At 34.4% G+C, this 11,837-nt stretch carries 8 protein-coding genes; 4 read left to right on the forward strand and 4 right to left on the reverse strand.

The window, feature by feature from the left end; all coding sequences use genetic code 11:
- The first annotated feature begins 86 nt into the window (after nt 1–86).
- Nucleotides 87–2,543: a sodium-translocating pyrophosphatase gene (locus tag BUC23_RS03680; RefSeq protein ID WP_073205592.1), complete on the forward strand. Its 2,457-nt coding sequence runs from the start codon at nt 87–89 to the stop codon at nt 2,541–2,543.
- Nucleotides 2,544–2,627: 84 nt separating this feature from the next.
- Here the strand turns inward: BUC23_RS03680 and BUC23_RS03685 are convergent, their stop codons facing one another.
- The 3 genes from BUC23_RS03685 to BUC23_RS03695 form a co-directional block, all read right to left on the reverse strand.
- Nucleotides 2,628–3,029: a hypothetical protein gene (locus tag BUC23_RS03685; protein WP_073205596.1), complete on the reverse strand. Its 402-nt coding sequence runs from the start codon at nt 3,027–3,029 to the stop codon at nt 2,628–2,630.
- Between the two features lie 168 nt (nt 3,030–3,197).
- Nucleotides 3,198–3,812 (reverse strand): deoxynucleoside kinase, encoded by a 615-nt coding sequence (locus tag BUC23_RS03690; RefSeq protein ID WP_073205598.1) that lies wholly within the window; start codon nt 3,810–3,812, stop codon nt 3,198–3,200.
- The gene (locus tag BUC23_RS03695; RefSeq protein ID WP_073205601.1) at nt 3,812–4,603 is read right to left on the reverse strand and encodes a hypothetical protein; all 792 of its coding nucleotides are present in this window, start codon (nt 4,601–4,603) and stop codon (nt 3,812–3,814) included. The genes BUC23_RS03690 and BUC23_RS03695 overlap by 1 nt, the downstream gene beginning before the upstream one ends.
- Before the next feature lie 114 nt (nt 4,604–4,717).
- Here BUC23_RS03695 and BUC23_RS03700 point away from each other — a divergent pair, with 114 nt between their 5' ends.
- Both BUC23_RS03700 and BUC23_RS03705 read left to right on the forward strand, forming a co-directional pair.
- Nucleotides 4,718–5,608 (forward strand): GLPGLI family protein, encoded by an 891-nt coding sequence (locus BUC23_RS03700; protein WP_073205604.1) that lies wholly within the window; start codon nt 4,718–4,720, stop codon nt 5,606–5,608.
- Nucleotides 5,609–5,666: 58 nt separating this feature from the next.
- A complete protein-coding gene (locus BUC23_RS03705) occupies nt 5,667–8,369 on the forward strand; it encodes a carboxypeptidase-like regulatory domain-containing protein (protein WP_073205607.1) in 2,703 nt (900 codons plus the stop codon).
- 119 nt (nt 8,370–8,488) lie between these two features.
- Here the strand turns inward: BUC23_RS03705 and metK are convergent, their stop codons facing one another.
- Entirely contained in the window at nt 8,489–9,739 is a 1,251-nt protein-coding gene (gene metK, locus BUC23_RS03710) for a methionine adenosyltransferase (protein ID WP_073205832.1), read from the reverse strand.
- A 768-nt stretch (nt 9,740–10,507) separates the two neighbouring features.
- Here metK and BUC23_RS03715 point away from each other — a divergent pair.
- A complete protein-coding gene (locus BUC23_RS03715) occupies nt 10,508–11,800 on the forward strand; it encodes an O-acetylhomoserine aminocarboxypropyltransferase/cysteine synthase family protein (protein ID WP_073205611.1) in 1,293 nt (430 codons plus the stop codon).
- Nucleotides 11,801–11,837 lie beyond the last annotated feature (37 nt).

Below are 11,837 nucleotides of genomic sequence, written 5' to 3' on the forward strand. Positions count from 1 at the left end.
AAGCAATACTCCGTTAAGAGTATTGCTTTTTTGTTTAAATTCGTTTCGTTACATTATTAATAATAACCAAAAACCAAACCAAAATTATGAATACAATAATGATTTACTTGCCAATAGTCATGGCATTTATTGGACTGGCATTTATGCTTGTAAAAAGAACATGGGTTTTAAAACAAGATGCCGGAGACGGTAAAATGAAAGAGATTTCAGATTATATCTATGAAGGGGCGCTGGCTTTCCTTAATGCTGAATATCGTTTATTGGCTTTCTTCGTAGTTGGAGCAAGTATTGTTCTTGCAGGAATGTCTTATTTATTTCACACCACCAATATATTAATAGTTGTTGCTTTTATTTTTGGCGCATTTTTCTCTGCTTTCGCCGGGAATATGGGGATGAAAATCGCAACAAAAACTAACGTTAGGACTACACAAGCAGCCCGTACGAGTTTATCTCAAGCATTGAAAGTTTCTTTTGGCGGCGGAACAGTAATGGGTTTGGGAGTTGCTGGTTTAGCCGTGTTGGGTTTGACAAGTTTCTTTATTTTCTTTTATAATTATTTTATGGGTGGCGTTTGGACTTCATCAGAAGATATGACCAAAGTGCTGGAAACATTAGCTGGTTTTTCTCTTGGAGCGGAATCAATTGCATTATTTGCTCGTGTTGGAGGTGGTATTTATACAAAAGCTGCCGATGTAGGTGCTGATTTAGTGGGTAAAGTAGAAGCAGGAATTCCAGAAGACGATCCTCGTAATCCAGCTACTATTGCGGATAATGTAGGAGATAATGTGGGCGATGTTGCCGGAATGGGTGCTGATTTATTTGGTTCTTATGTAGCGACAGTTTTGGCCGCCATGGTTCTTGGAAATTATGTGATTAAAGATATGGGAGGGAATATTAAAGATGTTTTCGGCGGAATTGGACCTATCTTATTACCAATGGCAATTGCTGGTTTTGGAATTTTGTTTTCTATTATCGGAACGATGTTAGTAAAAATTACAGATGAAAATGCAAAAGAGGCGCAAGTTCAAAAAGCATTGAATATTGGAAACTGGGTTTCTATCTTATTAACTGCTGTAGCGTGTTACTTTTTAGTACAATATATGTTACCGGAAACGATGAAAATGAATTTCTTCGGAGAAGGGATTCAAGATATTTCGTCGATGAGAGTTTTTTATGCAACCCTTGTTGGATTAACCGTTGGGGCAGTTATTTCATCAGTTACAGAATATTATACAGGATTAGGGACAAAACCGGTTATGGCAATTGTTCAAAAATCAAGTACTGGAGCAGGAACTAACGTAATTGCTGGTTTAGCAACGGGAATGATTTCTACCTTTCCAACGGTGTTGTTATTTGCTGCGGCAATTTGGACTTCTTATGCCCTAGCAGGATTTTATGGTGTGGCATTAGCTGCTTCAGCGATGATGGCAACTACTGCAATGCAATTAGCCATTGATGCCTTCGGACCAATATCTGATAACGCAGGTGGAATTGCGGAGATGAGTGAATTACCAAAAGAAGTGCGTACAAGAACAGATATTTTAGATTCAGTAGGAAATACAACTGCAGCAACAGGAAAAGGATTTGCTATCGCTTCGGCGGCATTAACTTCATTAGCTTTATTTGCGGCTTATGTAACTTTTACAGGAATTGACGGAATCAATATTTTTAAAGCGCCCGTTTTAGCAATGCTATTCGTTGGTGGAATGATACCTGTAGTTTTCTCGGCTTTAGCGATGAATTCTGTTGGGAAAGCAGCAATGGATATGGTCTATGAAGTGCGTCGTCAGTTCAAAGAAATTCCAGGAATTATGGAAGGAACCGGAAAACCAGAATATGCAAAATGTGTTGATATTTCTACCAAAGCAGCTTTGCGTGAAATGATGTTGCCGGGAATCTTGACTATTGGTTTTCCAATTGCGATTGTTTTACTTGGTAAATTAGTATACGGAGACAACAACCAATTAATTGCCGAAATGTTAGGTGGTTATATGGCCGGTGTTACTGTTTCTGGTGTGCTTTGGGCAGTTTTCCAAAACAATGCAGGTGGTGCTTGGGATAATGCCAAGAAATCTTTTGAAGCAGGAGTTCTAATTAATGGAGAAATGACATACAAAGGTTCTGATGCGCATAAAGCTGCGGTAACTGGAGATACTGTTGGAGATCCATTCAAAGATACTTCTGGACCGTCGATGAACATTTTGATTAAATTAACTTGTTTGATTGGATTGGTAATTGCACCAATATTGGGCGAAGGCAGTCATACATTGGCTAATAAAGCCTCTTGCTGTGCTGTTTCTGAAATGTGCACTTCAATGTCTCAAGAAGAATGTGTAGCTAAAGGATGCACTAGTAAAACGTGCAAATATATGAATGCGGCAATGCCTGCTCATATGATGTCTAAGGAAGTTTCAATTCAAAAAACAAGTGTTGACGGGAAAGTAAAGGCTACTATCAAAACTAGTATAAATGGTAAAGTTACTACCCAAAATTTTGAAGGAACTGATGCAGAAGTTCAAGCCAAAATTGATGCGTTGAAATAATAGATTTAGTTATAAAACAAAAAATGCCTCGCAGTTGCGGGGCATTTTTGTTTTTAAATCCTTTGTGCTGTATTTCCTAAATATTCAATAAGACCAATCTCCCCAATCGTCACCCAAATTTGATAGTTCAATAGCTGCCACAACTAAGAAAACAACTCCTAAAGAACCTACAACAATTGCAACATTTCCTATTGTTGTTGCCGTTTTGTCTAGAACACGTATAGTTTTTAAATCGCTTTCGGTTAATGGAATTTTTTCAATTTGGCCTTTCGTTTTTATGAGACCGTAATATACACCATCAATTTTTTCAATTTTTTTAAATTTAAGTTTTGTATTGTCTGTTTTTACCACTAAAATTTTTCTATCTACATTTGCCGCTTCATTTAAAGTAACAGGCGTTTTTTTATAAACAGCGCAGCTTTGCAGAATAAGCGCTATAATCAGTAAAAAACAAATAGTTCTATTTTTTAAGTTTGGCAGTGTCATGATTTTTAGATTTAAATTAATAATCAGAAAAACCAATTCATTAGCATTTGAGATTTGACAAATTAAGGGTAGTTAAAGTTAATTAATTTAAATTGTAATATTTTGATATATAAAAAAAAATGCCTCATGAAAGTGAGGCATTTTTAAAATATAGGGTGTTAATTTATCTTAGAATAATCCATGTAACTCGGCGTCAATTCTATTAAAAATAGTTCCCAAATCTTCAGGATTATCGACAAAATTTATATTGTCTACATCAATAATCAACAATTTACCTCTGTCATACGTATGAATCCAAGCTTCATAACGCTCATTCAATCGGCTTAAGTAATCAATAGAAATTGTGGATTCATACTCACGGCCACGCTTATGAATTTGTCCTACTAAATTCGGGATAGAACTTCTTAAATAAATTAATAAATCTGGTGCTTTAACCGTTGATTCCATTAATTCGAATAAAGAAGAATAATTCTGAAAATCGCGATTTGTCATCAAACCCATAGAATATAGGTTGGGAGCAAAAATATGGGCGTCTTCATAAATCGTCCTGTCTTGTATGATTTTTTTACCGCTTTCACGAATTTGCATTATTTGACGAAAACGACTATTCAAGAAATAAATCTGTAAATTAAATGACCAACGTTCCATTTGATGATAAAAATCATCCAAGTAAGGGTTGTCTACTACATCTTCATAATGGGGTTCCCACTTGAAGTGTTTCGCTAATAAACGTGTCAAAGTTGTTTTTCCTGAGCCAATGTTTCCTGCTACTGCTATGTGCATTACGGTATTGTGATTTTATAATTTGTAATTCCCTCGAATGTAAAAATAGATAAAATTTGGTCTTTGTAATGGAATTTTTTAAACGTTTTTTCCGAAATTTTAATTTCAAATTTTAGTTGTTTCTCAATGTCCACATAAATAAGAATATTGTTCCTACTAAAGAGGTATTTATTTTCGTTTGTTATTTCAACAGAATCAAAAGTAGGTATTTTTCCTTTGAAGATTATTTTTCCAAATAAGTCACACATGTACCAATTATTCTCTTCGTCAATCCAATTAAAGGTATTGAAATCAGTTTGGTATTTTATTAGGTTCTTCACAAATGGGATGGAGACCGTTTTATATTCTTTTTGTAAAAAATCAAAAAGGCCTATTTGCGGGGTTAAATTATTATATATCCATAGCTTATTTTGGGAGGAAAGCCCAATTGCACCAACGAGTATTGGTATTTTATTCTCAGAAAAGTTGATCTTTTGGATTTCATTCAATTGATTGTCTAGTAAAACAGCGGTATTGAAATTCTCGTAGAATAAAACAATAGTAAGCGGATTTATCAAATCAACTTTTGTGATTTTACCTAAAGAAATATTCTTATACTCAAAGGACTCGCCTTCTTTAGATTTAAATAAAACATTGTCTTTAATATAGTAATAATAGCCAAATGGATCTTGCTCTAAAAATTGGTCGCAATCTAAAGGAACGAAGCCAATTTTCGTTGCAGTCAGTTTTTGGTTTTGTCCAAATGCAACAGTAAAGAATGTAATAAAAAACAGAATTATAGCTTTTTTCATAGAACGCTAAATTACAATTAAACCTTGTATCATTACAGATGTCTAACTATTAATTTAATAGGGTATTGTAACATTAACGAGCACACCTAGTCTTATCATTAAAAATAAATAATCATGTATAAAATAATCTTCGTTTTAGTATTTGCAATAGCTTCTTGTCTGGGGCTTCATGCACAAGAATTTCAAGGTATGGCGATTTATGAATCAAAGACAAGTACAGCTGATTTTAAGACGCGAATGCAAGGGAACAAAGACATGACGCCAGATATGCAGAAAATGATTGAAGAAAGGATGAAGAAAATGTTCGAAAAAACATTCATTCTTAACTTTAATAAATCAGCTTCCATATATAAAGAAGAAGAGAAATTAGATGCTCCAGGTCAAGGTGGTGGTGGCATGCGAATGATGTCTTCGATGATGGGAGGAGGCGGTACTTTTTACAAAAATGTAAAAGAAAAATCCTATACGGTTGATAAGGATTTCATGGGAAAAGAATTTTTAGTAAAAGATTCTTTGCCTAATTTAAAATGGAAAATGGAAGCCGAAACCAGAGTTATTGGTGGGTATAATTGTTTCAAAGCGACTGCAGTTCGTCCGGCAAGTAAAACAGATTTTAGAAATTTCAGAGGCAAAAAAGAAGAAAATGCAACCGCAAAACCTACTGATGCCACTAAGAAAACGAGCTTTATGGATGAAATGAATATACCCAAGGATATAGTAATAACCGCTTGGTATACTCCAGAAATTCCTGTAAATCAAGGTCCGGAAAATTATTGGGGTTTACCTGGTTTGATATTAGAAGTGAATGATGGTAAAACAGTTATTCTATGCTCAAAAGTGGTGCTTAATTCTAAAGTAAAAGCAGAAATAAAAGCGCCTTCAAACGGGAAAGTGATTTCTCAGAAAGACTTTGACGAAACGGTTATAAAAAAAATGGAAGAATTCAGAGAAATGAATCAAGGCCAAGGAGGTAATGGCGGAATGCGCATGAGAATAGGCGGGTAGTTGTAATTCATTATTTAAGTTTAAAATTAATTATTAAGATTTCATCTCTTTTTCCTAAATGAAAAAATCAATACTGCTGGCTTTATTTTTTATTACCTCAATCTCATTTTCTCAATCTATAAAACTGGAAGGAGTCATAACTGATTTAAAAACTGTTGGTCTGGAAATGGCCAATGTAATGGCAGTTAATAAAACAACAAAAGCCATGGATTCCTACGCCATTACTAATGACAAAGGAAAGTTCATTCTTACTTTAAAACCAAATACAGCTTACAGTTTAAAAATTAGTTATTTGGGAATGCAGAATAAAGAGCTAGAAATCACAACTTCTGCTGAAAATAGCATTAAAAACGTCATCCTTGAAGAAGGCGGAATTGAGCTGGACGGTGTGGAAATCGTTCGTGAAATGCCAGTATCCATAAAAGGCGATACCATAGTTTACAATGGAGATTCTTTCAAAACTGGAACTGAACGCAAACTGGAAGATTTGTTGAAAAAACTTCCTGGTGTTGAGGTAAATGCTGATGGTGAAGTTGAAGTCGAAGGTAAAAAAGTCACCAAACTAATGGTGGAAGGAAAAGATTTCTTTGATGGAGATACTAAACTAGGAGTGAAGAACATTCCTGCGGATGCCATCGATAAAATTCAAGTTTTGCGCAATTATAATGAGAATTCCATACTAAAAGGAGTCGAGAACAATCAGGACAATGTGGCCATGAACATCAAACTAAAATCAGGAAAGAAAAATTTCTGGTTTGGGGACATGACCGCAGGAATAGGAGTAGCACATGAAGAAAGCCGCTATTTAATCAATCCGAAATTGTTTTATTACAGCCCAAAATACAGCATAAATCTAATCTCAAACTTCAATAATATTGGGGAACTTCCATTGACAGTTCAGGATTATTTTAAATTCACGGGAGGTTTTAGAGGCATGATGCAAAAAGGAGGATCGAGTTTTAATGTTTCTTCTAATGATTTAGGAATTTCACTCTTGAGGAATAATCGCGCTAAAGATATTGAAACCCAATTTGGAGCTACAAATTTCTCTTATAATGTGAATAAGGCTTGGAGTTTAAGTGGTTTTGGGATTATTTCTTCTTCCCTAACAGATTTAGAAACAAAATCGCAAACCAATATTTTACAGCCTAATTCTTCCGAAATTCAATCAACGGAAAACCGTCAAGAAGTAGCACATCAAAAAAGTAACTTGGGATTATTCAAATTAAGTTCTAGTTATAAACCTAACACAAAGTTTCAATTTGATTATGATATATTGACGAAATTGTCCAAGCAAGATGAAAATAACTCTTTGCTTAGAGAATCTATTGTGAGCAATAATTCTCAAACGGAGAACATCAATACCTTGAAAAAACAAGATCCAACCTCTGTGAATCAAAATCTGAGTTTGTATTACACCCAAAGCGATAAAAATATTTTTGCTTTCGAAATGCAACATTTGTACCAAGAAGAGAATCCTTTTTACAATGCTAATTTAAGATCGCAGCCTTTTAGTTTATCGGGTTACACTTCGGGTCAAAACAGAAACGATATTAATCAAAACCGTTTTGTGAAAACTAATAAGCTCGATGCTAAGTGGGATTATTATTATATGCTTACCCCAAAAAGTAATATCAATGTTACCTTAGGAAATACGTATTCCCATCAAAACTTCAACTCCAGTATTTTTCAAATTTTAGATAATGAAACGGTCAATAATTTGGATGATGTGGCGAATACTAATGATGTGAATTATAATTTTAACGATACGTTCTTGGGCTTGCATTATAAGATATTGACCGGTAAATTCACTTTCACTCCAGGAGTGAGTTTGCATGCCTACAATATGACAAATGAGCAATTAGGAACCAGTAAAAGTCAAAATTTCTACAGAGCATTACCGGATTTTTTAGCAATTTATCAAATAAAAAAAGCAGAAAGTTTAACTTATAATTTTTCCTATACCAATAATTTTACTGATATCAATCAATTGGCCGAAGGTTATGTTTTCTCCAATTTCAACAGCTTGACAAAAGGAAATAGGTTTTTAGAAAATGCAACAGCACAAGTACATTCCCTGCGTTATTTCAAGTACAACATGTTTAATTTCGAGAATATTACCGCCTTTGCGACTTATTCAAGAAAAGTCGATGCGATAAAAACCAGTGCATTTTTTAATGGCGTTAATCAAACATCATCACCCTATAATTCTGATTTTGCTGATGAAACCTTATCTGGAAACGGATCGTATGGGCGTTCTTTCTTGAAGAATTACAAAGCGTCTTTGGGAGCCAATTTGAATTGGTCTAAATTCAACAATATTCAAAACAATGTTTTGTCTACAAATGAAAGTTTTACACAAAGCTACACGGTGAAAGCGTCTACCAATTATAAAAATATGCCCAATCTGGAACTTGGTTATAATGTGGTCAAAAATGATTACAACAACTCCACTTTTTACACGGAGAAACCCTTTGCCAGATTGGATTATTTCTTCCTAAAAAGTTTTTCATTCGTAACTGAATATGAGTTTTACCATTACTACAACAATGCTAAAACAGTCAATAATGAGTATGATTTCTTGAGCGCAAGCTTGATTTATCAAAAGAAAGGCAGTAAGCTGGAGTACAAAGTCAGTGGGACCAATTTATTGAATACAACATCATTAAATGATGATAGTTTCTCTCAATTCTCCACCAGAACGTCTCAATATACCGTACAACCGCGCTATATAATTTTTTCTTTAAAGTATAATTTATAAGGAGCTAATCCCGCTGTACATTTCAATCTTTTTCGCGAAGGATTTCCATTGCCATCAGGGCTAAAAAAAACCGCAATCCAATTGAATTGCGGTTTTCTATATATAAATGCTTTGAATTATTACAATCCGAAAGCTGTTTTCACTTGGTCAACAAAATCTAATTTTTCCCAAGTAAACAATTCAACAGTGACTGTTTTTTCGTTTCCACCTGGAGCAGAGAAAGTTTTAGTAACTGTTTCTGGAGTACGTCCCATGTGACCGTAAGCTGCAGTTTCGCTGTAAATAGGATTTCTTAGTTTCAAACGTTGCTCAATAAAGTAAGGACGCATATCAAAGATAGCTTCAACTTTTTTAGCAATTTCACCATTAGTCAAGTTTACTTTTGATGTTCCGTAAGTATCAATAAAAATACCCATTGGTTTTGCAACACCAATTGCATAAGAAACTTGAACTAAAATTTCTTCAGCAACACCTGCCGCAACTAAATTTTTAGCGATATGACGTGTAGCATAAGCAGCACTTCTGTCCACTTTACTTGGATCTTTTCCAGAAAATGCACCACCACCGTGAGCTCCTTTTCCTCCGTAAGTATCTACAATGATTTTTCTTCCCGTAAGTCCAGTATCACCGTGAGGTCCACCAATTACGAATTTCCCTGTTGGATTGATATGGTACTGAATTGCATCATTGAATAAATGCGCTTGTTTTGGGTTTTTTGCAATAATTCTTGGGATCAAAATTTCAACGATGTCTTTTTTGATTTTCGCAAGCATAACTGCTTCTTCATCAAAATCATCATGTTGAGTTGAGATTACAATAGCGTCAATACGAGTTGGCTTGTTGTCATCGCTATATTCTAATGTAACTTGAGATTTAGCATCAGGACGTAAATACGTAATTTCGTTATTTTCACGTCTTAAAATAGCTAATTCCTGCAATAATTTATGAGATAAATCAAGTGCCAATGGCATGTAATTTTCTGTTTCGTTAGTTGCATAACCAAACATCATTCCTTGATCTCCGGCACCCTGTTCTTCAGGGTTTTTTCTGTCAACACCTTGATTGATATCAGCAGATTGTTCGTGAATAGCGGATAGAATACCACAAGAATTGGCTTCAAACATATATTCGCTTTTCGTGTAACCAATTTTCTTGATTACATCACGAGCGATTTGTTGTACATCTAAATAGGTGTTAGATTTTACTTCACCAGCCAAAATAACTTGTCCGGTTGTAACTAAAGTTTCACAAGCTACTTTTGATTCTGAATCAAATGCTAAAAAATTATCAATTAATGCGTCTGAAATTTGATCTGCAATTTTGTCTGGATGTCCTTCACTCACAGATTCTGACGTAAATAAATATGCCATAATAAATATAAATTTAAAATTAAAGGGAGGAAAATAATTGCTGGAAATAATACTAAAGGAGAGTTTCTGCTTTAGCATTTTTTCTACTGAAAATTTTTCAGTATCCATAATGAATTCGTTTCATTATGAAGAGGTTGCAATCAGTTCAAATTTTTCCTCTTGTATTCGAGTGCAAATGTATGAAACCATTTTGAATTGCAAATTAATCTTTTGTTTTTTTTAATTTAAATAAAGTTAATTTAACATATCCTAGTTGTCCTATAGAGATTGTGAAATAAATTGATTTTTCTTTGGTGGATTCAAAAATAATTTGCAATTTTGTCTCATCAAATAAGAAAAAATGAAATTAGTTACTATTAATATGTGTTGCATGATGCCGGAAAATTTCGCAGAGTGCACTATTGTATAGTTTTAAATTTTAAAATATATAATCAAGACCTCTGCTAACAGCAGAGGTTTTTTATTTTATGTCGAATCCATTTCCACATCTGAAGAAATAAAAAAAGATATAATTCAATTTTGTAAAACCTATTAAACACAATATTATGATTAAAACAGTAGCAAATAAAATGATGAGGTGCTTTATGATGCGTATGTGCATCCCAATTTGCTATTGCCGAAAGTGAAAGATAGAATCTTTGTTATAGTTCAAACTATAAGTCCTTTTGGTAAGTCATCCAAAAGGACTTTTTTTTACTGAAGAAATGAAAAATACTAAATAAATTAAAATGCAAAATAAATAATTTATAATATTAAAATCTAAACATCATGAGCACACAAAAATTTGCAACAAACGCACTACACGCGGGACACGACGTAACAAAAAATGCAGGAACCAGAGCTGTTCCTATTTATCAAACCAGTTCTTATGTTTTCAATAACTCGGAACATGCCGCCAATCTTTTTGGTCTTGCTGAACCCGGATTTATCTATACGAGATTGAATAATCCAACAAATGACATTCTGGAGCAGCGATTATCTACTTTAGAAGGCGGTATTGGAGCGGTAGTTACGGCATCCGGAACCGCAGCAATTGCCACAACGTTATTGGTATTGCTAAAAGCGGGTGATCATATTGTGGCTTCCAACAGTTTGTACGGAGGAACGTATAATTTATTAAAAGTTACTTTGCCAAGGTTAGGGATCACCACCACATTTGTAGATCCATCCAATCCGGCTAATTTTAAAAATGCTGTCCAAGAAAATACCAGAGCAGTTTTTGTAGAATCTTTGGGGAACCCAAAATTAGATGTGCTGGATTTGAAAGCTATTTCGGCTGAAGCCAAAGCATCTAAATTACCTTTTATTGTGGATAATACGGTTGCATCTCCTTATTTACTGAACCCAATTCAATATGGAGCCGATATCGTCATTCACTCGTTGACGAAATACATAACGGGTAACGGAACTTCCTTGGGAGGTATTATTATTGATGCAGGAAATTTTGATTGGACGAATGGGAAATTCCCCGAATTCACTGAACCTTCCGCGGGTTATCACGGATTAGTGTATCACGAAGCACTTGGAAATGCAGCATTCATCGCTAAAGTTCGTATCGAAGGTTTGCGAGATTATGGTGCTGCTTTGAGTCCGTTCAATGCGTTCCAGATTATTCAAGGATTAGAAACATTACCTATTCGAATTCAAAGACACAGCGATAATGCTTTGGCTTTAGCCCAATGGTTAGAAAGTCAGGAAGAGGTTGCATGGGTAAATTATCCGGGATTGAAATCGAGTAAATATTATCTATTAGGGCAGGAATATTTGCCAAAAGGACAAAGTGGAGTAGTTACCTTTGGTCTAAAAGGAGGATTTGAAGCTGCCAAAAAAGTGGCAGATGAAACTAAATTATTCTCGCTTTTAGCCAATATTGGTGACACCAAATCACTAATTATTCATCCGGCAAGTACTACGCATCAGCAATTGTCTGATGAGGAGCAAATTGCGACAGGTGTTTCCAAAGATTTAATCCGACTTTCTGTTGGTTTAGAAGATATAGAAGATTTGAAAGGAGATTTGAAAACCGTTTTTGAAAATATAAAAAAATCACAATTGGTCTAAAAATTTATCTTTTGGAAGTAATACTGTCTTTGGTTTA

Source organism: Flavobacterium xinjiangense (genome assembly GCF_900142885.1).
GTDB classification, from domain to species: domain Bacteria; phylum Bacteroidota; class Bacteroidia; order Flavobacteriales; family Flavobacteriaceae; genus Flavobacterium; species Flavobacterium xinjiangense.